Annotated in this window: 19 protein-coding genes; 10 read left to right on the top strand and 9 right to left on the bottom strand. The window is 56.7% G+C overall.

The features are described from left to right. Positions 1-6 precede the first annotated feature (6 nt). The gene (locus L466_RS05930) at positions 7-1,308 is read right to left on the bottom strand and encodes an MFS transporter (protein ID WP_020884899.1); all 1,302 of its coding nucleotides are present in this window, start codon (positions 1,306-1,308) and stop codon (positions 7-9) included. Positions 1,309-1,595: 287 nt separating this feature from the next. Between L466_RS05930 and L466_RS05935 the strand changes: the two genes are divergently transcribed. Further along, positions 1,596-2,669: a LacI family DNA-binding transcriptional regulator gene (locus L466_RS05935; RefSeq protein WP_032681377.1), complete on the top strand. Its 1,074-nt coding sequence runs from the start codon at positions 1,596-1,598 to the stop codon at positions 2,667-2,669. Here L466_RS05935 and L466_RS05940 read toward each other — a convergent pair. The 4 genes from L466_RS05940 to L466_RS05955 all read right to left on the bottom strand — a co-directional run bounded on the left by L466_RS05940 (position 2,666) and on the right by L466_RS05955 (position 8,385). Continuing rightward, on the bottom strand, positions 2,666-3,922 hold the full coding sequence (locus L466_RS05940; RefSeq protein ID WP_014169275.1) for a DUF1479 domain-containing protein: 1,257 nt from the start codon (positions 3,920-3,922) through the stop codon (positions 2,666-2,668). The two genes, L466_RS05935 and L466_RS05940, sit on opposite strands and share 4 nt — an antisense overlap. Positions 3,923-4,071: 149 nt before the next feature. Continuing rightward, positions 4,072-4,887, bottom strand: a complete 816-nt coding sequence (locus L466_RS05945; protein WP_025204614.1) for a Cof-type HAD-IIB family hydrolase — start codon at positions 4,885-4,887, stop codon at positions 4,072-4,074. A 161-nt stretch (positions 4,888-5,048) separates the two neighbouring features. Further along, complete coding sequence (locus L466_RS05950; RefSeq protein WP_025204613.1) at positions 5,049-7,481, bottom strand: formate C-acetyltransferase/glycerol dehydratase family glycyl radical enzyme; 2,433 nt, start codon at positions 7,479-7,481, stop codon at positions 5,049-5,051. 4 nt (positions 7,482-7,485) lie between these two features. Then, entirely contained in the window at positions 7,486-8,385 is a 900-nt protein-coding gene (locus L466_RS05955) for a glycyl-radical enzyme activating protein (protein ID WP_032681375.1), read from the bottom strand. Positions 8,386-8,513: 128 nt separating this feature from the next. Between L466_RS05955 and fsa the strand changes: the two genes are divergently transcribed. Then, positions 8,514-9,176, top strand: a complete 663-nt coding sequence (fsa, locus tag L466_RS05960; RefSeq protein ID WP_020884894.1) for a fructose-6-phosphate aldolase — start codon at positions 8,514-8,516, stop codon at positions 9,174-9,176. A gap of 40 nt (positions 9,177-9,216) precedes the next feature. Here the strand turns inward: fsa and moeB are convergent, their stop codons facing one another. Together moeB and moeA are read right to left on the bottom strand one after the other, a co-directional pair. Then, on the bottom strand, positions 9,217-9,969 hold the full coding sequence (gene moeB, locus L466_RS05965) for a molybdopterin-synthase adenylyltransferase MoeB (RefSeq protein WP_032681373.1): 753 nt from the start codon (positions 9,967-9,969) through the stop codon (positions 9,217-9,219). Position 9,970: 1 nt separating this feature from the next. Then, the gene (moeA, locus tag L466_RS05970; RefSeq protein WP_032681372.1) at positions 9,971-11,203 is read right to left on the bottom strand and encodes a molybdopterin molybdotransferase MoeA; all 1,233 of its coding nucleotides are present in this window, start codon (positions 11,201-11,203) and stop codon (positions 9,971-9,973) included. 188 nt (positions 11,204-11,391) lie between these two features. Here moeA and iaaA point away from each other — a divergent pair, with 188 nt between their 5' ends. The 5 genes from iaaA to gsiD are packed head-to-tail and all read left to right on the top strand — an operon-like array spanning position 11,392 to position 17,654. Continuing rightward, a complete protein-coding gene (gene iaaA / locus L466_RS05975) occupies positions 11,392-12,330 on the top strand; it encodes a beta-aspartyl-peptidase (protein WP_032679658.1) in 939 nt (312 codons plus the stop codon). A gap of 11 nt (positions 12,331-12,341) precedes the next feature. Beyond that, complete coding sequence (gene gsiA / locus L466_RS05980; RefSeq protein WP_032681371.1) at positions 12,342-14,213, top strand: glutathione ABC transporter ATP-binding protein GsiA; 1,872 nt, start codon at positions 12,342-12,344, stop codon at positions 14,211-14,213. Positions 14,214-14,236: 23 nt separating this feature from the next. Beyond that, positions 14,237-15,775 (top strand): glutathione ABC transporter substrate-binding protein GsiB, encoded by a 1,539-nt coding sequence (gsiB, locus tag L466_RS05985; protein ID WP_032681370.1) that lies wholly within the window; start codon positions 14,237-14,239, stop codon positions 15,773-15,775. 45 nt (positions 15,776-15,820) lie between these two features. Further along, a complete protein-coding gene (gene gsiC, locus L466_RS05990) occupies positions 15,821-16,741 on the top strand; it encodes a glutathione ABC transporter permease GsiC (protein ID WP_020884889.1) in 921 nt (306 codons plus the stop codon). 1 nt (position 16,742) lies between these two features. After that, on the top strand, positions 16,743-17,654 hold the full coding sequence (gene gsiD / locus L466_RS05995; protein ID WP_020884888.1) for a glutathione ABC transporter permease GsiD: 912 nt from the start codon (positions 16,743-16,745) through the stop codon (positions 17,652-17,654). A 50-nt stretch (positions 17,655-17,704) separates the two neighbouring features. Here gsiD and rimO read toward each other — a convergent pair whose 3' ends face one another. Further along, on the bottom strand, positions 17,705-19,030 hold the full coding sequence (gene rimO, locus L466_RS06000; RefSeq protein ID WP_014169287.1) for a 30S ribosomal protein S12 methylthiotransferase RimO: 1,326 nt from the start codon (positions 19,028-19,030) through the stop codon (positions 17,705-17,707). 216 nt (positions 19,031-19,246) lie between these two features. On the opposite strand from rimO, the gene bssR reads away from it, so the two are divergent. Continuing rightward, complete coding sequence (gene bssR, locus L466_RS06005) at positions 19,247-19,630, top strand: biofilm formation regulator BssR (protein ID WP_020884887.1); 384 nt, start codon at positions 19,247-19,249, stop codon at positions 19,628-19,630. 106 nt (positions 19,631-19,736) lie between these two features. Beyond that, entirely contained in the window at positions 19,737-20,855 is a 1,119-nt protein-coding gene (locus L466_RS06010) for a PQQ-dependent sugar dehydrogenase (RefSeq protein WP_014169289.1), read from the top strand. Here the strand turns inward: L466_RS06010 and L466_RS06015 are convergent, their stop codons facing one another. Further along, the gene (locus L466_RS06015) at positions 20,856-21,482 is read right to left on the bottom strand and encodes a glutathione S-transferase family protein (RefSeq protein ID WP_032681369.1); all 627 of its coding nucleotides are present in this window, start codon (positions 21,480-21,482) and stop codon (positions 20,856-20,858) included. Between the two features lie 256 nt (positions 21,483-21,738). Here L466_RS06015 and dacC point away from each other — a divergent pair, with 256 nt between their 5' ends. Then, a complete protein-coding gene (gene dacC / locus L466_RS06020; RefSeq protein WP_032682040.1) occupies positions 21,739-22,944 on the top strand; it encodes a serine-type D-Ala-D-Ala carboxypeptidase in 1,206 nt (401 codons plus the stop codon). The last annotated feature ends 11 nt before the right edge of the window (positions 22,945-22,955 follow it).

The raw sequence follows: 22,955 nt of genomic DNA, 5'->3' as shown, positions 1-22,955 counted from the left end.
CCACTATCAGGCGCGCTTGGCGCGACGTTCAGCAATAAATGCCACCAGGAAAACAGCGCCAATCAGGTCAAAGAACCCCATGGCAATAAAGAGCGGGTTAAAGCCGATTTTGTCGGCGGTCACCCCAATTAACAGGGAGAACAGGAAGCTGGCGATCCAGGCCGCCGAGCCGCGCATGCCGTTAACGGTCGCCATCTGACCTTTATCAAATGACTCCACGACCAGGGCGCTGAGCATGCAGGAGATGATCTGATGCCCGAAACCGCCGATGGAGATCAGCACGATGGTGATATACGGGTCGCGGGTAATGGCCACGACCGCCAGGGAGATCATCAGGAATGCGCCGGTGACGGAGCTGGCCACCACCGAGTTCACACGGCTGCAGCCGAACAGTCGGGCATACAGACGGGTGAGGTAGCCGCTTGCCACGCTGCCGAGGTCCGCGGCAAGGAACGGCAGCCAGGCAAACATCGCAATCTGCTTCAAATCCATGCCGTGCTCTTTGGCGAGATACAGCGGAACCCAGAAGCTCAGCACGGCCCAGGCCGGTTCGGCCATAAACGCCGGAAGGGCGATACCGTAGAAGCGCTTATTTTTGGAGACATTTTTCAGCGCGGTGAGGAAGGGCAGTTTTACCGCAGGCGGTTCGTTATCCTGCTTGATAAACGCCAGCTCGTCCTTGCTCAGGTTCGGATGCTGTTCCGGGTTGTGGTAAAAAGCCCACCAGAGGATCACCCACAGCAGCGCCAGCACGCCGGTAAACATAAACGCGCCCTGCCAGCCAAACGAGGCGTGCGCGAAATAGATGATGGGCGGTGCCAGCATCGCGCCAATGGAGAACCCTACGCCCGCCCACCCGGCCGCGACAGGACGTTCCGATTTCGGGAACCACTCGCCAATGGTTTTCGCATTCGCCGGCGTGGCGGCCGCTTCAGAAGCACCCATAAAGAAGCGCAAGATAGCCAGGTGCAGCCAGCTGCCCGCCCCGGCGTGGAAAATACACATCAGCGCCCAGATCCCGGCGCAAACCATAAAGCCAATTTTCAGACCAATCACGTCGATCAACCAGCCGCACAGAGGCTGGAAAATGGTGTAGGCAATCTGAAATGCCCCGACGATCCAGGAGTATTGCTCGGTGGTGATCCCAAGGCTCTCTTTCAACTCAGGGGCGAGAATACCCAGCGAGTTTCGGGTGATGTAGTTAACGGTGACGCCCAGTAAGAACAGCACCAGCACATACCAGCGCAGGTTCTTAATGACGCGACGGGTTTTGCTTGTCGCAACGGTGTTATTGATGTCCTGACTCATTTTACTCTCCACAAGACGGACGGTAAGGGGACGGAGGTTCAGGTGTCACACAGATTTTTATGGCTTTGATTTCTATCCGTTTTAATTTAGAAGTTGCTATACAACTAGTATGGAAGTGGTGTGACAAATTCACCTTAAGGGAGAAAATGAGCGGGCAATAGTGGATTTTGTGCAAAATTTCTCATCAATGACATAAATCATCTGGCATGATGCTTTTTATGCCCGTTACTGCCTGATGAGTACGCTATGAAAATTTTTTCATTTCGCAAATGGAGCCAGATCACAAAATGGACAAAAGGCTAAAAATCACCGAAATTGCCGCCCGCACGCAGCTCTCCATCAGCACCGTGTCGCGGGTGCTGGCAGGAAAAGCGAACACCAGTGAAAAAGCGCGCGCCAGGGTGCTGGCCTGCGCGCGGGAGCTGGGGGTGATGGACGGTCTGGCGGCGGGGCGTCTGCTGCTCAACAGCCTGGTGGTTTTTGCGCCACAGCGCGCCTTTGACGAGCGGTCCGACATCTTTTACTACCGGGTGATCCAGAGCGTGAGTAAAGGCCTTGCTTCCCACGATGTCCGTCTGCGTTATTGCGCGCTGGAAGAGAATGACAGCGACGCACAGCTTTTTCTGGCACGGATGAACGAGCCGGAGACACAGGCCGCTATTCTTCTCGGTATCGACGATCCGCATATCTACGATCTGGCGGTGGATGTGGGTAAACCCTGCATGCTGATTAACTGCCGCGACCGGCATATGCGCCTGCCTGCAGTGGCACCGGACCACCGCGCGATAGGTGAGCGGGCCGCGGACTATCTGTTTGAAATGGGACACCGTGAGGTGATGAATGTCCTCTGCCTGCGGCGTTACACCATGGAACTGCGTCTGGCCGGGATCCGCGATGCGTGGCAATCTCACAACCTGAAATTCAACGATAAACGCGATCTGCTGGTGGCTCCGAGCTTCAGCGCGCGTGAAACGGAAGAGCTGGTCACCTCCTGGCTCCGTCAAATGCAGGGTAAGGATCTGCCCACCGCATTTTTGGTCGGCGGCGATTTTATGGCGGCGGGCACCATCAGTGCGCTGCAAAAACAGGGCTTGCGCGTGCCGCAGGATATCTCGGTGATGAGCATTGACGGGTTTAATCTGGCGGCCATTCAGGATGTTCCGCTCACGGCGGTGCACGTACCGCGCGATGAACTGGGAACCGAAGCGGTGCATATGCTTCAGCAACGGCTGATGCGCCCGGATGCGCCGGTGGGAACATTATTGCTTAACGGCACGCTGGCCGTGCGGGGATCTGTCCGGCGGATACGTCAGGGGAAACGACGTACCGCCGTGGAGCGGGAAGGGTTATACGACAATTAAGCCATGCCCAGTGCACGCTTGCCGTGAATATTCAGATCGTTCACGGTAAAGCGGTCCTGCCAGTTTTTTTCATAATCTTCGCGCGGGAAATCGCCCGGCGATGCACCGGTTTCCAGCGCTGCTTTCACTTTTTTCGCATAGGCGAGGTTTTTCTCGCACATCGGGGCGGCAGGGATATACATTACGTTGCCCCAGCCTTGCTGATTTTCCACCGGTGCAACGGAGTGGATCACGTCACAGTGCCACCACACGGAATCGCCTGCTTCCAGTGCTGGGATGCTGCTCAGCGCTTCGATTAACAGCGGATGCCATTTCTCGGAGACCGGCAGGACACGTCCCGGCGCGACGCCGCAGAGTTCATCTTCCGGGACATCATCCAGCAGCGGACGCAGCAGAATGTAGGCCATCGCTTCCGGAATAGGCACCACATGCAGCAACCCCTGACCCGGGATCATATCTGACAGCGCCGTCCAGCCCTGGAAGGTGCGGAATACAGAACATTTTGTGGTGTTATCCACGGTGTACTCTTCCACTTCGGTACGGTGTGCGGCGTTCCACGGATCGTATTTATCCACGTTGCCGTCAAAAACGCGGGCAAAGACCTGCTGATAGGCCGGCAGCAGCCAGCGCTCCAGCGCGCCGGAATCGGTATGCGCGCCCAGCCCTTTAGAGGTGGTACCCGGTGGGCGACGACGAATACGGTCCGGATAAATGACGCTGACGTCCGGATCGAACCACTGTTTGCCATTACTCTCGAAGGTCCATAAACGGTTCAGGAACGACTGTACCTGCGCCATCTCTTCACTCTGCCGGGCCTGCATTTGCGCCTGCGACCAGTAGATAGGATAAATTTCCGGACGTGAGGCGGTTAAGGTACCAAAGAAGTTATCGCCCGGACCTTTATAGACCTCATCAAACCGGTTGAGATCGAGGTAGTCGAGCATCGATTGATCCCACGCCAGCGCCTGCTCGCGAGGGAAGTGTCCTTTAATCACCGCGCAGCCACGGCGTTTGACCGCGTCACGCTGTGCCTGGGTGATCGTCCCGTTTTTCACATCCGCAAACGGGATAACCGGCCAGACGGTTTCACCTTTGTTCTTCAGGGCATTAATTTCCGCCACGCGGGTCGCGATTTTATCGCTGAGCGTGTCGAATACCGCCTGAACGTCTCCGATCTGCGCACGTAGTTCACGCTTCAACTGACGAATCGCTGCTTTATGGTCCGCAGGCAAACTTTCACTGGTAAACGTCATAACTGCCTCGCATCTTTCATTCGAAAGTAAAAATATCTACAAGTGATACTTTAAGTTAAAAATTAGTTAATGCAAGTTTAAATATTTGACGTGTTCCACAGGATGGAAAAAGAGTGAGGTACCGGAGCAGTGCTCCGGCAAGAGAGAGATTACGCGTCGAACGGGGAGTGGTCGTCAAGCACGGCCTGAATCACATTCAGTGCGCCCTGATGGTTGTTGTCATCCGTGCTGTAGCGGCAGATCGTTTTGATGCTCTGCGCCGCGTTGCCCATGGCAAAATTGTATTTCACCAGCTTCAGCATTTCCGCATCGTTGCCGCTGTCGCCGATGGCCACGCACGCCTGTGGGGAGATTTTCCAGCGCTTCAGCAGACGGCTAATACCGTTGGCTTTGTGCAGGCCCGGGATAATCAAATCGACAAACCCAAAACCGCTGGTGACGGGTTTCATAATCCCGTCGAGGGAGACGTGCAGTTTGTCGACAAGATTCGGGATATCGCTGTCCGGCAAATTCAGGGAGAATTTGAACAGCACGTCGTCAATTTCGCGGTAATCACGGATGCGTTTTAAGCGGTGGTAGTGCTTTGACATGAGCGCCACAAACGCGTCTGGCGCCCGTTCGCTGACGTAGGCGCTCTCCAGCCCACAGGCCACAAAGTTGAGCGCGTTGTCTTTCAGCAACTCGCCAATGACAATTTGCGACTCATGGCGGGTCAGTTCACCGTGAAAAATCTGCTCACCGTGATCGAACACCAGCGCGCCATTTTCCGCCACGAAGGAGATCTGATCTTTCAGTTCCGGGAAGAAGGAGATGAGCTGGTAATACTGGTTGCCGCTGGCGACAACAAATTCAATATCACGGGCTTTAAGCTGCTCAAACTGTGCCTGAAAGCGGTCGCGGTCGTACTGCTTGGCATCATCAAGGAAAGTTCCGTCCATATCGGTGACGATAACTTTTACGGTCATACTGTGCTCCTGAGTCACTGCGTTTGAAACATTCTAATAACAAGGTGACGGAGAGCACAAATTTAATTTCATTCGAAAGTCAAAGCAAAGCGGCAACCGAAATTGCCGCTTAAAGACAGGTTCCCTCTCCTTGATGGGAGAGGGCATAAGTCTGAAGAGAGTTAAAGCGTGTGCTCGGTACGCGCAATAATATCGTCCTGCGCATCCGGCGACAGGGCGGTAAAGAACGCGGAGTACCCTGCGACGCGCACCACCAGGTCACGATACTGGTCCGGGTGTTTTTTCGCTTCCAGCAGCGTTTCACGCGAAACGATGTTGTACTGAATATGCCAGCCCTTGTGCACTTCAAAGAAGGTACGCAGAAGCACCATCAGTTTCTGACGGTCACTGTCATTTTCCAGCGTCGACGGATTGAGCTTCTGGTTTAACAGTACCCCGCCGAGGATCGCTTCGGTTGGCAGTTTGCCGACAGAGCCAATTACCGCCGTCGGGCCGAGGTGGTCAGTACCGGAGGCCGGGCTGGCTCCTTCTGCCAACGGAGTATGCGCCTTACGTCCATCCGGGGTTGCCATCGTTGCCGCGCCAAACGGCACGTTCGCGGAGATAGATGACGTGCCGGCATAGTAGTTACCGCCAATCGGACCACGGCCATAGCGCGGGTTATGGTACTGCTTCAGCTCGGCGATATAGGTTTCGTAGGCACGGGTCAGCAGCATATCCACGCTGTCGTCATCGTTACCGTATTTTGGCGCGCCGTTGATCAGCCGCTGACGCAGCTGCTCGTGGGTCAGCCCGTCGAAATCATCGGCCAGAGCGGCGGCCAGCTGTTGCTGACCTATCGTACCCTGTTCGAAGACCAGTTTTTTCACCGCGGCCAGGCTGTTGCCCAGGTTAGCAATACCCACCTGCAGGCCTGACACCCAGTCATACTTCGCGCCGCCTTGTTTGATGCTTTTCGCGCGTTCTATACAGTCATCCACCAGCGCTGAGCAGAGAATATCGGGGACGTTCTCTTCCAGCATCGTGTCCACCACATACTCAATCTCGATAGATTTGCGGGTGTAGTAGCGGATCTGGGTATCCCACGCTGCCATCACCTCTTCGAAGTTATCGAAGTTACCGGCAGAGAGTGCTTTCTCCTGTGGCAGGAATACCTTACCGCTGGTGGCATCGCGGCCGCCTTCCAGCGCTGCCAGCATCACGCGGGCGAAGTTGATAAAGCTCATGCCGGTGCAGCGATAACCCCATTTGCCACCCACTGCGGTTTCGATGCAGCCAATCGCGGCATAGTCATAGGCATCCTCTTTTTCGACGCCGAGCTTGATGAATTCCGGAATAACAATCTCATCGTTGTTGAACGCGGGCATACCAAAGCCGCAGCGGATCACCTGCACGCAGGCGTCGAGGAAGTCATTGCTCATGCCCGCATGATAACGCACGCTCAGGTTTGGCTGCGTGGAGCGCAGGCGACCGCAGGATTCCAGAATCGCGTAGCTGAGCGGATTGACTGCGTCCATAGGCTCACCGTTGATCAGCGTCTGTCCACCGATGGTGACGTTCTGATACAGCGGGCTACCCGCTGAAGCTTTGGAGTGCGAACCGGAGCGGATTTTGTTCACTTCCAGCAGCTTCAGCCAACAGCTGTGCAGCAGCTCAATGGCATGTTCGCGGTCGAGGCTCTGGTTCAGCTCCACGTCGCGGCGGTAGTACGGATAGAGGTATTGGTCCATGCGGGCAAACGAGACGGAGTGGCCATTGGACTCAATCTGCAGAATAAGCTGGATGAAGTAGCACAGCTGCAGCGCCTGCCAGAAGGTTGTTGGCGGCTGATGGGCGATTACATCACAGTTTTCTGCCATCGCCAGCAGCTCGTCGCGACGGCTTTCACGGGATTCGGTTGCCGCCATTTCACGCGCCAGCGCGGCGAAACGTTCGATGTGCAGGCTGACCGCTTCCAGCACAATATCGATCGCTTTCAGGAACTGTTCCCCGTGAAGGTCGTCGAGCACCGTCAGGTTGATACGCGAACGACGCTCGGCCACTTTGTCGCGCAGACCATCGAGGCCTTTCTCCAGCAGAAGCGGGAAGTTAACCGCCAGGTGTGCGTCGCCGGAGGTCATGTTACCTTCCGCTTTGATAATGCCGGTTTCCAGCAGCCCTTTTTGCTCGTCGGTGAACATGCCGTAGCAGCGATCCTGCACCGTCTGGCCGCGCCACCATGGGCAGATCTCATGCAATACGCGCTTGTTTTCTTCGCTCACCGCAAAGCCTGCGCCCGGACGGTCCGCCAGATCGTCAATCTCTTTTTCAATCCACGAGACGGTGTATTCCGGGAAAATTGGCGCGGCGCGGACTTCACTGGCCTGGTTACCGATGATCAGCTCATCATGTTTTATCCAGATGGTGCGCTGCGCGAGGTGATGCGCCAGCGCCAGCGCGCGACGCACCGGGATCGGCTTGTCCATATGCTGCTGGTACATCTCGGTGTAATGCAGGGCGCGCTCGGTACAGACCGGCGGCTTCACGATATGCACGAGGGCCGTTTTGTGTGCTTTTATGCGCTCGCTAAGGGTGCTGAGATTCAGGGTCGTCATAAGTTTATCCTCGTAAGGTCGCGGTTAACCCTTTCTGGCAGGCGTACTGCTGTGCGAAGTCCAGAAGCGCAGGATCATCCAGCGGTTTATCAGGGGCAGAGTAGGGTTGGCCGAGCAGGGTATATTTGTTCATGCCCAGCGTGTGGTACGGCAGAAAATGGATCTCGCGGACGTTGAGTTCGTCTGCGGCAAAATTGGTGATGGCGGTAATCGACGCTTCATCGGCGTTGAAGCCCTGAATCAGCGGTACGCGGAGGGTGACCTGTTTACCGGCGGCGGCCAGGCGTTTCAGGTTATCAAGGATCCGTTTGGCGGAACCGTCGGTCCACTGTTTGAACGTCCTGCCATCAACGTGTTTCAGGTCCGCCAGGAACAGATCGACATACGGTAATGACGGTGCAATATAATGCCATGGCACGTGGAGACAGGTTTCCACGGCGGTATGTATGCCTTGCTCATGGCTGGCTTTAAACAGGGCATGAGCCAGATCGGGATTCATAAACGGTTCACCGCCGGACAGGGTTATCCCGCCGCCGCTGCGGTCATAGAAGGGCTTGTCGCGCAGTACGGTGGACATAATCTCTTCAACCTGCTTTTCTTCACCACAGACGGTGAGCGCCTGCGTTGGGCAGCAGTCGGTGAGGGCGTCGAGAGTCTTTTCGTTAAGCTTTTCACGGTGGATAACCAGCCCATTCAGCGCACGATCGATAATGCCCGGCGCCGCTTTCTGGCACAGGTCGCAGCCTTCCAGGCACAGCCGCGCGTCAAAGAGCACATCCCGGTGGCGGGAGCGGCTTTCCGGATTCTGGCACCAGCGACAGCCCAGCGAGCAGCCTTTCAGGAACACCACGGTACGAATACCGGGGCCATCGTGGGTAGAGTAACGCTGAATATTGAAGATCATGTTTTCGCCTCTCATATTGCATATGAAGATTAAATAACTTTCGAATGAAAGTTATCTTGATGCAGGTCAACTCCTGAGCAGGTTTTGTCGTGATAGGGTAAGTGCAGGCTAAATTTGAGGGTTACATCATGGAACTTTATCTCGATACTTCCGACGTCGCGGCAGTGAAACGGCTGGCGCGTATCTTCCCGCTGGCGGGCGTGACCACGAACCCCAGTATCGTGGCGGCAGGGAAAACGCCGCTCGAGGCGCTGCTACCGGCGCTGCAGGATGCGCTCGGCGGGAAAGGTCGCCTGTTCGCGCAGGTCATGGCGACCACCGCTGAAGGGATGGTGGAAGAGGCGCGTAAACTGCGCACCATTATCAACGACCTGGTGGTAAAAGTGCCGGTAACGGCGGAAGGTCTGGCGGCGATCAAAATGCTGAAAGCGGAAGGGATCCCGACGCTGGGTACGGCGGTGTACGGTGCAGCACAAGGGATGCTATCCGCGCTGGCGGGCGCTGAGTATGTTGCCCCTTACGTTAACCGCGTGGACGCGCAGGGCGGGGACGGGATCCAGACGGTGGTTGAACTGCAGCAGCTTCTGACGCTGCATGCCCCGCAGTCAAAAGTGCTGGCCGCGAGCTTCAAAACGCCGCGTCAGGCACTGGACTGCCTGCTGGCAGGTTGTGAATCCATCACCCTGCCGCTGGATGTTGCTCAGCAATTTATTACTTCGCCTGCGGTGGATGCGGCAATAGTGAAGTTTGAGCAGGACTGGCAAGGGGCGTTTGGCAGAACGACGCTCTGATACGGTTGCCGGGTTATGCTAACGCTTGCCCGGCTACCATTTAGCGTCCGCATACCTCACAGCCGGGGTTGCGCATCAGTTTCATCTCGCGGAACTGGCAGGTCATCGCGTCATACATCACGATTTTCCCCGCGGCAGGCGTCCCGTAATGCGCCAGCACTTTGATCGCTTCCATAGCCTGCAACGAACCTATGACGCCGACTAACGGAGCCATGACGCCCGCCTCCACGCAGGTGAGGGCGTTCTCGCCAAACAGACGGCTCAGGCAGCGATAGCACGGTTCGCCCCCGGCGTAGGTAAAGACGCTGATTTGGCCTTCCATTCGAATGGCGGCACCGGAGACCAGCGGCGTTTTGTGGGCAAAACATCCTGCATTCAACTGATTGCGAATGGTGACGTTATCGGTACAGTCCAGCACCAGATCGTGTCGTGCTATCTGTGCCGACAGCGCCTCATCATCCAGCAGGGCGTCAATCAGGGTGAACTTCACGTTAGGATTGATGCGCACCAGCGCCGCGCGGGCCGATTCCACTTTGGGCTGGCCGAGGGTCGCGTCGCTGTGCAGCGTCTGGCGCTGAAGGTTCGACACCGACACGGTATCAAAATCCAGCAGCGTCATATTGCCCACCCCCGCCGCGGCCAGATACTGGGCCGCAGCGCAGCCCAGCCCCCCCAGCCCTACGACCAGCACCCGTGCTGCCTTAAGCGCTTCCTGGCCGTCGAAATCAAAACCGCGCAGAACAATCTGGCGGTTATAGCGCATCATCTCCTGGTCGCTGAGTTCAGCCGTCATGTTAGCCTCCGAAGAGGTGGTTAAAGCTTTCCACCTCAACCCATTCACCCGGCTCCACGCTGCCGCGTTCACGCTCGAGAACGATAAAGCAGTTGCCCTGGCTGAACGAGCTGAAGATATGCGAGCCCTGGTGTCCGGTGGTGCTCACTTCCAGCTCGCCTTCAGCGTTGCGCGTCAGAATACCGCGCTGGAAATCAAGACGGCCCGGTGATTTCTTTAGGCGCGTCGCCGCTCGTACGCGCTGGCGAACCGGCAGCGGGTGGGCCTGGTTACCAGACAGTTTTGCCAGCAGCGGAATGACCAGCTGGTAGAAGGTCAGGGCGGCGGAAACCGGGTTACCCGGCAGGCCGCAGAACCAGCTGTGTTTCAGCTGACCAAACGCGAACGGTTTGCCCGGCTTGATGGCCAGTTTCCAGAAGCCGATCTCCCCCAGCTCTTCAAGAATGGTTTTGGTGTAATCCGCTTCACCTACGGAAACGCCGCCGGAGCTAATTACCACGTCCGCAGACTGGTCCGCTTTAATAAACGCGGCGCGCAGTTTTTCCGGATCATCCGCAATGATGCCAAGGTTAATGACCTCACACCCCAGCTGTTCAAGCATCAGGTGTACCGCGAGGCGGTTAGTGTCGTAAATTTGGCCGTCCTGCAGTGGCTGGCCCGGAAGCTGGAGTTCATCGCCGGTGGAAAAGACCGCCACGCGTACCTTACGGATAACGTCAATTTCTGCAATGCCGAGCGAGGCCAGCACCGGCAGTTCGCCCACCGTCAGTTTCTGCCCGGCGGCAAATACCGTTGCGCCACGCGTGATGTCTTCACCGGTACGACGGATATTCTGTCCCGCTTTAACACTTGCGGTGAAGCGGACGCCCGCTTCCGTTTGTTCGGTCTCTTCCTGCATCACCACCGCTTCGCAGCCTGGCGGTACGGGGGCACCGGTCATGATGCGTATGCAGGTACCCGCAGGCCACTCACCGTTAAACGGCTGACCGGCAAATGCTTTACCCGCCACAGGCAGCGCCGTATCCGTCCGGATATCCGCCAGGCGTACCGCGTAGCCGTCCATTGCGGAGTTATCGAACCCAGGCACGTTAAGCGGAGAGATGATATCGCGCGCGGCAATACGACCAAAACAGCGCACCAGTGGCAGCGTCTCGTGGTCGTGCAGGGGGGAAATTCGGTCAAGCATCTGCGTGAGTGCCGCCTCAAGCGGCATCAGTCCGGCGGTAAAATCCATGGTGGGCTCCTGCGGAGTAACGACGAAAGCGTCCATTATGGCAGAAAAGTGCCACTAACTGTATGACCCGATGGGTGTACGCTTTACATCACAGTTGCGTCTTTCTATATTCAAAAATCATCTGAAGTTTCAGCGACGATAATGATATTTATAGAAAAAGCCGCAAATCAGGCTAACGGGTGATGGGAATGGTTAATGCGGTAATCGCAATTCATGGTGGCGCCGGGGCAATCACCCGTGCCCTGCTCAGTCCCGAGCAGGAAAAACGTTATATTGATGCGCTGTATGCCATTGTGGAAACGGGCCAGCGGATGCTGGAGGCGGGCGAGAGCGCGCTGGATGTGGTTACCGAGGCGGTACGTCTGCTGGAAGAGTGCCCGTTGTTTAACGCGGGCATTGGTTCGGTCTTTACCCGCGATGAAACGCACGAGCTGGATGCCTGCGTCATGGACGGTGTCACCCTTAAAGCGGGCGCCGTCGCGGGGGTGAGTCATCTGCGTAATCCGGTGCTGGCCGCGCGTCTGGTGATGGAGGCGAGCCCGCATGTTCTTCTGACCGGGGCCGGGGCGGAGACGTTTGCCGCGGAACATGGCATGACGCCAGTTTCTCCCGATCTGTTTTCAACGCCGGAGCGTTATCAACAGCTGCTTGAGGCGCGCTCGGCAAACGTGACGCAGCTTGACCATACCGCGCCGCTCGATGAGCGCAGCAAAATGGGCACGGTAGGGGCGGTGGCTCTTGATAAAGCCGGGAATCTGGCTGCGGCCACGTCGACTGGCGGAATGACCAACAAACTGCCGGGCCGGGTAGGTGACAGTCCATTACCGGGGGCAGGGTGCTATGCCAATAACGCCACGGCGGCAGTGTCGTGCACCGGAACCGGTGAAGTGTTTATTCGCGCCCTCGCGGCGTATGACATCACCGCGCTGATGGATTACGGCGGGTTAAGCCTGGCCGAAGCCTGTGAGCGCGTGGTGATGGAGAAACTGCCCGCGCTGGGGGGTATCGGTGGGTTAATTGCGGTGGATCGTGAGGGCAACGTGGCATTGCCGTTTAACAGCGAAGGTATGTACCGCGCGTGGGGTTATGCCGGTGATGAACCCAGTACGGGGATCTATCGTGAATAAGGGGGCAAAGCGTGCCGCACAGTGAAGAGCTGGACAACCGTGAAGTGCTGGCTGTCCATCAACTGAATATTGCGTTTCAGGAAGAGCGGCAGTTCATCCCCGCAGTACAGAATTTATCGTTCTCGCTCAACCGCGGCGAAACGCTGGCGATTGTGGGCGAGTCCGGTTCAGGGAAATCGGTCACCGCACTGGCGCTGATGCGTCTGCTGGAACAGACCGGCGGACAGGTCAGCTGCGAAAAAATGCTGCTGCGCCGGCGTAACCACCAGGTCATTGATTTAAATGAGCTGAGCGCCTCGCAGATGCAGAGCGTGCGCGGGGCCGATATTGCGATGATCTTCCAGGAGCCGATGACCTCGCTGAACCCGGTCTTTCCGGTCGGGGAACAGATTGCCGAGTCCATCCGCCTGCATCAGGGGTTGAGCGGTGATGAGGCGCTTCGTGAAGCGAAACGCATGCTCGACCTGGTACGCATACCGGAAGCGCAGGCCATTCTGGGACGCTACCCGCATCAGCTTTCTGGCGGTATGCGTCAGCGCGTCATGATTGCGATGGCGCTCTCCTGCCGTCCCGCGGTGCTGATTGCCGACGAACCCACGACGGCACTGGATGTGACTATTCAGGCGCAAATTCTGCAGCTTATCAAAGTGCTGCAGCAGGAGATGGAGATGGGGGTGATTTTCATCACCCACGATATGGGCGTGGTCGCCGATATTGCCGATCGCGTGCTGGTCATGCATAAGGGCAACGCCGTGGAAACCGGCATGGTTGAGCAGATTTTCCATGCGCCGGTTCATCCTTACACCAAAGCGCTGCTGGCGGCGGTTCCGCGGTTGGGGGCGATGAACGGCAGCGATTTACCGCGCCGGTTCCCGTTGATTTCTCTCGAAGCGGTAGGCCAGCAGGAAGATGAAATCGAGCAGGATACCGTGGTACCCGGAAAGCCGATTCTGGAAGTGCGCGATCTGGTGACCCGTTTTCCCCTGCGCAGCGGAATGTTTAACCGCGTGAAGCGCGAGGTGCATGCGGTTGAAAACGTCAGTTTTGATTTATGGCCAGGCGAAACGCTGGCGCTGGTGGGAGAGTCAGGCTGCGGCAAATCCACCACCGGGCGGGCGCTGCTCAGGCTGGTGGAGTCCCAGGAGGGCAGCATAACCTTTAACGGGGAGCGCATTGATACCCTTCCGGACAGCAAACTGCAGGCGGTAAGGCGAGATATCCAGTTTATTTTCCAGGATCCGTATGCCTCCCTCGACCCGCGCCACACGGTGGGGTATTCGCTTATGGAGCCGCTGCGGGTGCATAACCTGCTCGACGGTGAAGCCGCGCAGCGTCGGGTGGCCTGGCTGCTTGAGCGCGTGGGGCTGAAGCCAGAACATGCCTGGCGTTATCCGCACGAGTTTTCGGGCGGTCAGCGGCAGCGTATTTGCATTGCCCGCGCGCTGGCACTTAACCCGAAAGTGGTGATTGCAGATGAATCCGTCTCGGCGCTGGATGTCTCTATCCGGGCGCAAATCATTAATTTACTGCTCGACCTGCAGCGGGATATGGGGATTGCCTTCCTCTTTATCTCCCACGACATGGCGGTGGTTGAGCGTATCAGCCACCGTGTCGCGGTGATGTTTATGGGACAAATTGTGGAGATAGGACCGCGCAGGGCGGTATTTGAAAATCCACAGCACCCTTACACACGCAAGCTTATCGCCGCAGTGCCGGTTGCCGACCCTGAGCATCGCCACGGCCAGCGTGTGCTGTTGCAGGACGAAATGCCGAGCAATATTCGTAAACGGGGCGAGGCGGTGGAGCGCGTGGCGCTGCGCGAGGTTGGCCCGGGGCATTTTGTGGCCCCTCCGCGTCAGGACAATGCATTCTCGCGGTTATAACTTAAAACAGGCAGGAGAACACAATGGTTAAATTTGTAGCGCGCAGATGGTTACTCGCCGCGAGCGTGACGGCAGCCCTGGCCGCCGCGCCGGCGTTCGCTGCCAAAGATGTGGTGGTCGCCGTCGGTTCCAATTTCACCACGCTGGATCCGTATGATGCCAACGACACGCTCTCCCAGGCGGTGGCGAAATCGTTCTATCAGGGGCTGTTTGGCCTGGATAGCGAGATGAAACTTAAAAATGTGCTGGCGGAAGGGTATACCGTTTCCAGCGACGGGCTGGTGTATACCATTAAGCTCAGAACCGGCGTGAAGTTCCAGGACGGTACAGATTTCAACGCGGAGGCGGTGAAGATAAACCTCGATCGCGCCAGCAACCCGGAAAATAGCCTCAAGCGCTACAACCTGTATAAAAACATCGCCAGCACCGAGGTGGTCGACCCGACGACGGTGAAGATCACCCTGAAAGAGCCGTTCTCGGCGTTTATCAATATTCTGGCGCATCCGGCCACGGCGATGATTTCGCCCGCCGCGCTGAAAAAATACGGCAAAGAGATCGGGTTCCATCCGGTGGGTACCGGCCCCTACGAGCTGCTCACCTGGAACCAGACCGACTTTGTGAAGGTTAAGAAGTTTGCGGGTTACTGGCAGCCGGGCCTGCCGAAGCTGGACACCATTACCTGGCGTCCGGTGGTGGACAACAACACCCGCGCGGCGATGCTGCAGACCGGCGAGGCGCAGTTCGCGTTCCCGATCCCCTATGAGCAAGCCGCCATTCTGCAGAAAAACAGCAAGCTGGAGCTGGTCGCCAGCCCGTCCATTATGCAGCGCTATATCAGCATGAACGTGACGCAAAAGCCGTTTGATAACCCAAAAGTGCGTGAGGCCATCAACTACGCCATTAACCGCCAGGCGCTGGTAAAAGTCGCCTTTGCTGGCTATGCCACGCCGGCTACCGGCGTGCTGCCTCCGGCGATCGCCTATTCGCAAAACTATCAACCGTGGCCTTACGATCCGGCCAAAGCGCGTGAGCTGTTAAAAGAGGCGGGCTTCCCGAACGGCTTTAGCACCACGCTCTGGTCGTCGCATAATCACAGTACCGCTCAGAAGGTGCTGCAATTTACCCAGCAGCAGCTGGCACAGGTAGGTATCAAGGCGCAGGTCACCGCGATGGATGCCGGTCAGCGTGCGGCTGAGGTGGAAGGGAAAGGGCAGAAAGAGAGCGGCGTACGGATGTTCTACACCGGCTGGTCGGCCTCTACCGGTGAAGCGGACTGGGCGCTGTCGCCGCTGTTTGCCTCACAGAACTGGCCGCCGACCCTGTTCAACACCGCCTTCTACAGCAACCCGAAGGTGGATAAAGACCTGGCGGATGCCCTGAAAACGACCAAACCGGAAGAGAAAGCGCGCCTGTATAAAGAGGCGCAGGATACCATCTGGAAAGAGTCGCCGTGGGTACCGCTGGTGGTGGAAAAACTGGTTTCCGCGCATAACAAAGCGCTGACCGGATTCTACATCATGCCGGATACGGGCTTTAGCTTTGATGAAGCAGATTTAAAATAATACTCATGCCCGCAGGCCACTGCCTGTGGGATGAGAGGGAAAGGCATGCTGAATTATGTTTGTAAACGCCTGTTGGGGCTTATCCCGACGCTGCTGATTGTGGCGGTGCTGGTGTTTTTGTTTGTTCATATGCTGCCGGGCGATCCGGCACGTCTGGTTGCAGGGTCAGATGCGGATGCAACGGTTATCGCGCTGGTGCGAAAACAACTGGGCCTCGACCAGCCTTTGTATATGCAGTTTCTCCACTATATTGGCAACGTTCTGCAGGGTGACTTTGGCACTTCTATGGTGTCACGTCGTCCGGTGTCGGAAGAGATTGCCAGCCGCTTTATGCCCACGTTCTGGTTAACCATTGCCAGCATGAGCTGGGCGGTGCTGTTCGGTCTTGGCGCAGGAATTGTCGCTGCCGTCTGGCGCAACCGCTGGCCGGATAAGCTCGGTATGGCTCTGGCCGTCACGGGCATTTCCTTCCCGGCATTTGCACTGGGGATGCTGCTGATGCAGATATTCTCCGTGGAGCTGGGCTGGCTGCCGACGGTCGGGGCCGACACCTGGAAACACTACATTCTGCCCTCAATGACGCTGGGCGCGGCTGTTGCTGCCGTGATGGCCCGCTTTACCCGCGCCTCGTTCGTTGACGTGCTGAGCGAAGATTATATTCGCACCGCCCGGGCGAAAGGGGTCAGCGAGAAATGGGTCATCCTCAAACACGGCTTTCGTAACGCGATGATCCCGGTGGTGACGATGATGGGGCTCCAGTTTGGTTTCCTGCTGGGCGGCTCGATTGTGGTGGAGAAGGTCTTTAACTGGCCGGGGCTGGGACGTCTTTTGGTGGATTCAGTCGAAATGCGTGATTACCCGGTTATTCAGGCCGAAGTCCTGCTTTTCTCACTGGAATTTATTCTTATCAACTTAGTGGTGGATGTGCTCTACGCCGCCATTAACCCGGCCATCAGGTATAAGTAAAATGCGATTGTTGAACTGGCGTCGTCAGGCCATGTTAAACGCTATGCCGGGGCTAAAGCCGGACCATATCCGCACGCCGTGGTCTGAATTCTGGCGGCGTTTTCGCCGTCAGCCGGTCGCCATGACGGCGGGGCTGTTTGTCCTGCTGCTGATTGTGGTGGCGGTCATTGCGCCGTGGGTAGCACCGTTTGATGCGGAAAACTATTTTGATTACGACCGTCTCAATGATGGACCGTCGATGCTGCACTGGTTCGGCGTGGACTCGCTTGGGCGCGACATCTTCAGCCGCGTGCTGGTGGGGGCGCAGATCTCTCTCGCCGCCGGGGTTTTTGCGGTACTGATTGGCGCGGCAATCGGCACCGTGCTGGGTCTGGTCGCCGGATATTACGAAGGCTGGTGGGACCGCATTATCATGCGTATCTGCGACGTGTTGTTTGCCTTCCCGGGCATTCTGCTGGCGATTGCGGTAGTGGCGATAATGGGCAGCGGTATGGCTAACGTCATTATTGCGGTTGCGGTCTTCTCAATACCGGCGTTTGCGCGTCTGGTACGAGGCAACACGCTGGTGCTCAAACAGCAAACCTTTATTGAGTCTGCGCGCAGCATGGGGGCCAGCGATGCCACTATCCTGTTCAGCCATATTCTGCCGGGGACGGTGTCGTCTATCGTGGTCTATTTTACCATGCGTATCGGCGTGTCGATTATCTCGGCGGCCAGCCTGTCGTTTCTGGGGCTGGGTGCGCAACCGCCTACGCCGGAGTGGGGCGCGATGCTGAATGAAGCAAGAGCGGACATGGTCATTGCACCGCACGTGGCCATCTTCCCGAGCCTGGCCATTTTCCTGACCGTGCTGGCGTTTAACCTGCTGGGTGATGGGTTACGCGACGCGCTGGATCCGAGGATTAAGGGGTAGGATGGAAACCCTCTCCCGGCGGGAGAGGGTGAAGGGAAGGGTAAACGCCGTTAAACCCGGCTTCCCCACAAATCATACTCGTCGGCGTTTTCAACTTTCACGCGGACAATATCGCCCGGCTTAACGCTGGTTTCGCCGTTCAGGTAGACCGCGCCGTCGATTTCAGGGGCGTCCGCCATGCTGCGGCCAATTGCGCCTTCTTCGTCCACTTCATCGATGATGACCAGAATTTCGCGGCCCACTTTTTCCTGCAGACGTTCAGCAGAGATCTGCTGTTGCAGCTGCATGAAGCGGTTCCAGCGCTCTTCTTTCACCTCTTCCGGAACCTGATCCGCCAGTTCGTTGGCGGTCGCGCCTTCGACCGGGCTGTATTTGAAGCAGCCTACGCGGTCCAGACGTGCTTCTTTCAGGAAGTCGAGCAGCATCTGGAAATCTTCTTCGGTTTCACCCGGGAAGCCCACGATGAAGGTGGAACGCAGGGTCAGGTCCGGGCAGATTTCACGCCACTGTTTGATGCGCGCCAGCTGGCGATCGACGGAGCCAGGACGCTTCATCAGCTTCAGAATACGCGGGCTGGCGTGCTGCAGCGGGATATCCAGATACGGAAGAATTTTCCCTTCTGCCATCAGCGGGATGACATCGTCAACGTGCGGATACGGGTAGACGTAATGCAGACGTGTCCAGATACCCAGTTTGGCAAGCTGTTCGCACAGGCCAACCATGCTGGTTTTCACCGGCTCACCGTTGTGGAAACCAGAGCGATGCTTCACGTCGACGCCATAGGCCGAGGTATCCTGAGAAATGACCAGCAGCTCTTTAACGCCTGCGTCTGCCAGACGTTTGGCTTCTGCCAGCACTTCACCAATCGGACGGCTGACCAAATCGCCACGCATGGACGGGATAATGCAGAAGGTGCAGCGATGGTTGCAGCCTTCGGAAATTTTCAGGTACGCATAGTGACGCGGGGTCAGCTTCACGCCCTGTTCTGGCACCAGGCTCAGGAACGGATTGTGCTTAGGTTTAGGGACATAGTGATGAACATGCTCCAGTACCTGCTCGTAGCTGTGCGGGCCGGTGATCTCCAGCACTTTCGGGTGCACTTCGCGGATCTGGTCCACTTTCGCGCCCAGACAGCCGGTCACAATCACTTTGCCGTTTTCCGTCAGGGCTTCACCGATGGCTTCCAGTGACTCCTGAACCGCGCTGTCGATAAACCCACAGGTGTTAACGATCACCATGTCGGCGTTGTCGTAGCTTGGCACCACGTCATAGCCCTCGGTGCGCAGTTCGGTCAGGATGCGTTCAGAATCCACCAGGTTTTTTGGGCAGCCCAGGGAGACGAAGCCGATTTTAGGCTGGTGCGTAACATTGCTCATAGGTTAAAAATTCATCAATTATGGAGTTATCAGGGCGGGATTTTACAGCGTTCCGCGGGGGATTTATACACTCTTTGCGAGGCGGATGACCGGCGAGAAGGTTGTAACATTGTAAATAATGTTAATCAGTTAAGAATTATTGATCTCAGGCATTAAACTGTACAAAAAATAACCTTATTCTGAATGTGCACAATGACTGACAGAGGAGGAAAGAGCATGTCCGTTGACAGACTGAAACGCGATCTGCTTAACAAGCTGATCAATGCCCGAATCGACCTTGCCGCGTACCTGCAGTTGAGGAAGGCAAAAGGGTATATGTCAGTCAGCGAAAGCGAACATCTGCGTGATAATCTCTTTGAACTTTGCAACTTCATGCGTGAAAAAGCACCCGTCCTGAAAGCGGAATACGCCGAAAGCGAACTCGTTGCGCTGCGCCGCGCCGCCGAGGTGCTCTCCATTGCAGGGGTATGTTTGATGAACGGACGCCACGACTGCCCGAATTTTATCGCTGTTAACGCGGAGAAGCTTGAAAACTGCCTGACCACGCTCTCTCTATGCATCATGTGTCTGAACAAGCACGAGACGCTTGAACAACACTGACACCGGGGGAGGCAACTCCCCCTTCTGATTAAGCTTTTGTAAAAGTGATAACGTGCCCGGACCCAGTGGCTAACCTTTATGCCATAAACCGATAAAGGAGCGCGTTATGCATCGATCTTCGCTGATTTTCCTGCCTGCGTTATTTTTCCCGATTTCTCTCCTCGCCGCCCCTGACGCGGTAAAAGTCGACGTTGTGCAAAACCGGCTCGATCATCCCTGGTCGATGGCGTTCCTGCCGGACAATAAAGGGCTGCTGGTGACCCTTAAGGGAGGCCAGTTAAAGCACTGGCAGGCAGGAAAAGGGCTTTCCGACCCGATCGTCGGCGTACCCAAGGTCTGGGCAAACGGCCAGGGCGGGTTGCTGGACGTGGCACTCGCCCCGGATTTTGAAAAATCGCGCCGCGTCTGGCTGAGCTATGCCGAGGCGGGGAATGACGGCAAAGCGGGAACGGCGGTTGGCTATGGCCGCTTAAGCGATGATCTCTCCCGAATTGAAGGTTTCCAGGTGGTCTTCCGTCAGATGCCGAAACTGTCCACCGGTAACCATTTCGGTGGCCGACTGGTCTTCGACGGCAAAGGCCATCTGTTTATTGGTCTGGGCGAGAACAACCAGCGTCCGACGGCGCAGGATCTGGATAAACTGCAGGGCAAAGTTGTGCGCCTGACGGAGGACGGCAAAGTGCCTGCCGATAATCCGTTTGTGAACACTCCCGGCGCACGGCCCGAAATCTGGTCTTACGGCATTCGTAATCCGCAGGGGATGGCGATGAACCCCTGGAGCGACACGCTATGGCTTAACGAGCACGGTCCGCGCGGCGGGGATGAAATCAATATCCCGGAGAAAGGCAAAAACTACGGCTGGCCGCTGGCGACGCACGGTATCAACTACAGCGGCCTGAAGATCCCGGAAGCCCAGGGCGAGCACGTCGAGGGAACGGAAAAGCCGCTGTTTGTCTGGAAAGTGTCCCCCGCCGTGAGCGGGATGGCGTTTTACAACAGTGACGTATTCCCGCAGTGGAAAAACACGCTGTTCGTCGGGGCGCTGAAGGAGAAAGACGTTATCGTGCTGAGCGTGGAGGGCAACACGGTTACCGAGAAGGGGCGAATTTTAGGTGACAGAGACCAGCGCATTCGCGATGTGCGGGTGGGGCCGGATGGGTATCTGTATGTCCTGACCGATGAGACGGACGGGCAACTGTTGAAAGTCAGCCCGTCCGGATCGTAATCAGGTCACCGGGATCATCACCACGTGACGGTATGCCGGGCGCTCGCTCAGTTGCTTCAGCCAGCGCTCAAGGTGCGGGCGCGGCGTCCAGGTAACGTCAATGTTGGTCAGGTTCCAGATGAATGGCGCAACGGCAATATCGCCTACGCCGAAGCGTTCGCCTGAGAACCACGGATGCTTCGCCAGTTCGTCGTCCATCATCGCAAACAGGTTTTCACAGGTGTCCTGGGCTGCATGAATGGCAGGATAGTCGCGGTCAGCTTCGGGGGTTCTGACAAGCCCCATCAGGATCACGCGGTGTGCGGGGGAGAGCGTCTGGTTTGCCCAGTCCATCCACTTTTCACCCTGAGCGCGTTGGGCAGGACTGTCCACCCACAGGCGGCTCTGACCATACTGTGCCGCGAGGTAACGCACGATGGTGTTGGACTCCCACAGCGTCACGTCGGTCTCTTCGTCGCGCAGCAAGGGCACCAGACCGTTTGGGTTCATGGCCAGATAGTCGGCATCTTTATTTACCCCAAACTGCAAACCTGCCATCACCTGCTTAAACGGTAAATCCAGCTCCTCCAGCGTCCAGAGGACTTTCTTAACGTTGGTTGAATTGTTCCTGCCCCACAGCGTAATCATAGAAACTCCCGAAATAGTCAAATAACCTGAGATGTGAATCAACGCCAGCGATTTGCCATGGTGAGATAAACCTAACAATTACGCAACAGAAGACAAAAAAATCGCCTGAATCAAAGCGTATCTGAATGTTATTGCATAAACTTTAATAACTTTACCTTGGTTAGGTTTCTTTAACCGTTTTAGTGCGCTATTACTCATCGCTTCTTGCGACACGGTGATGTGACGTAATTTTTGAATGGACACTCGGGTGGCATTTATGACGCGAAAAATGACTTCTCTGCGCAGCCTGGCGGCAGGCTCTGCGCTCCTTTTCCTGTTTGTACCAACTCTCTACGCAGCGGAACAGGCTGCGCCCGAAGCGCCGCCTGTGGATGCGCGCGCCTGGATCCTGATGGATTATTCCAGTGGTAAAGTGCTGGCGGAAGGCAATGCGGATGAGAAACTTGACCCGGCAAGCCTGACGAAAATCATGACCAGCTATGTGGTGGGTCAGGCGCTGAAAGCGGGCAAAATCAAGCTTGACGATATGGTCACCATTGGGAAGGACGCCTGGGCGACCGGTAACCCGGCGCTGCGTGGGTCATCGGTGATGTTCCTCAAACCCGGCGATCAGGTGTCAGTGTCTGATTTGAATAAAGGGGTCATTATCCAGTCCGGTAACGATGCCTGTATTGCGCTGGCCGATTTCGTTGCGGGCAGCCAGGACTCCTTTATTGGCCTGATGAACGGCTACGCGCAAAAACTGGGCCTGACCAATACCACCTTTAAAACCGTGCACGGCCTTGATGCGCCGGGTCAGTTCAGTACCGCGCGCGACATGGCGCTGTTAGGCAAAGCGTTGATCCACGACGTGCCGGATGAATATGCCATCCACAAAGAGAAAGAGTTTACCTTCAACAAAATCCGCCAGCCGAACCGTAACCGTCTGCTGTGGAGCAGTAACGTCAACGTCGACGGTATGAAGACCGGCACCACGGCCGGCGCGGGTTATAACCTGGTCGCTTCCGCAACTCAGGGCGATATGCGCCTGATCTCGGTCGTGCTGGGCACCAAAACCGACCGCATTCGTTTTAATGAATCAGAAAAATTGCTGACCTGGGGTTTCCGCTTCTATGAAACCGTCACGCCCATTAAACCGGATGCCACGTTCATCAGCCAGCGCGTCTGGTTTGGTGACAAGAGTGAAGTGAACCTGGGGGCGGGTGAAGGCGGGTCGGTGACCATTCCCCGTGGTCAGCTGAAAAACCTGAAAGCCAGCTACACCCTGACCGACAGCCAGCTCACCGCGCCGCTGAAAAAAGGCCAGGTGGTCGGGACGATTGATTTCCAGCTTAATGGCAAATCGATTGAACAGCGTCCGCTGATTGTGATGGAAGCGGTAGAAGAGGGCGGTTTCTTTAGCCGGATGTGGGACTTCGTCATGATGAAATTCCACGGATGGTTTGGCAGCTGGTTCAGTTAAGCCTCCATTGC

This window comes from Enterobacter sp. BIDMC 30 (assembly GCF_000534355.1).
Lineage (GTDB): Bacteria > Pseudomonadota > Gammaproteobacteria > Enterobacterales > Enterobacteriaceae > Enterobacter > Enterobacter ludwigii.
This window is presented reverse-complemented; position numbering and strand designations above follow the sequence as displayed.

What these genes read in the sequence shown, in the direction of transcription:
- gsiC (WP_020884889.1), top strand. Translation starts at nt 15,821, where the DNA reads ATGCTGAATTATGTTTGTAAACGCCTGTTGGGGCTTATCCCGACGCTG.
- L466_RS06010 (WP_014169289.1), top strand. Translation starts at nt 19,737, where the DNA reads ATGCATCGATCTTCGCTGATTTTCCTGCCTGCGTTATTTTTCCCGATT.
- L466_RS05945 (WP_025204614.1), bottom strand. Translation starts at nt 4,887, where the DNA reads ATGACCGTAAAAGTTATCGTCACCGATATGGACGGAACTTTCCTTGAT.
- rimO (WP_014169287.1), bottom strand. Translation starts at nt 19,030, where the DNA reads ATGAGCAATGTTACGCACCAGCCTAAAATCGGCTTCGTCTCCCTGGGC.
- L466_RS05955 (WP_032681375.1), bottom strand. Translation starts at nt 8,385, where the DNA reads ATGATCTTCAATATTCAGCGTTACTCTACCCACGATGGCCCCGGTATT.
- L466_RS05930 (WP_020884899.1), bottom strand. Translation starts at nt 1,308, where the DNA reads ATGAGTCAGGACATCAATAACACCGTTGCGACAAGCAAAACCCGTCGC.
- moeB (WP_032681373.1), bottom strand. Translation starts at nt 9,969, where the DNA reads ATGACGGCTGAACTCAGCGACCAGGAGATGATGCGCTATAACCGCCAG.
- gsiD (WP_020884888.1), top strand. Translation starts at nt 16,743, where the DNA reads ATGCGATTGTTGAACTGGCGTCGTCAGGCCATGTTAAACGCTATGCCG.
- moeA (WP_032681372.1), bottom strand. Translation starts at nt 11,203, where the DNA reads ATGGATTTTACCGCCGGACTGATGCCGCTTGAGGCGGCACTCACGCAG.
- L466_RS05940 (WP_014169275.1), bottom strand. Translation starts at nt 3,922, where the DNA reads ATGACGTTTACCAGTGAAAGTTTGCCTGCGGACCATAAAGCAGCGATT.
- fsa (WP_020884894.1), top strand. Translation starts at nt 8,514, where the DNA reads ATGGAACTTTATCTCGATACTTCCGACGTCGCGGCAGTGAAACGGCTG.
- L466_RS05950 (WP_025204613.1), bottom strand. Translation starts at nt 7,481, where the DNA reads ATGACGACCCTGAATCTCAGCACCCTTAGCGAGCGCATAAAAGCACAC.
- bssR (WP_020884887.1), top strand. Translation starts at nt 19,247, where the DNA reads ATGTCCGTTGACAGACTGAAACGCGATCTGCTTAACAAGCTGATCAAT.
- dacC (WP_032682040.1), top strand. Translation starts at nt 21,739, where the DNA reads ATGACGCGAAAAATGACTTCTCTGCGCAGCCTGGCGGCAGGCTCTGCG.
- L466_RS05935 (WP_032681377.1), top strand. Translation starts at nt 1,596, where the DNA reads ATGGACAAAAGGCTAAAAATCACCGAAATTGCCGCCCGCACGCAGCTC.
- gsiB (WP_032681370.1), top strand. Translation starts at nt 14,237, where the DNA reads ATGGTTAAATTTGTAGCGCGCAGATGGTTACTCGCCGCGAGCGTGACG.
- L466_RS06015 (WP_032681369.1), bottom strand. Translation starts at nt 21,482, where the DNA reads ATGATTACGCTGTGGGGCAGGAACAATTCAACCAACGTTAAGAAAGTC.
- iaaA (WP_032679658.1), top strand. Translation starts at nt 11,392, where the DNA reads ATGGTTAATGCGGTAATCGCAATTCATGGTGGCGCCGGGGCAATCACC.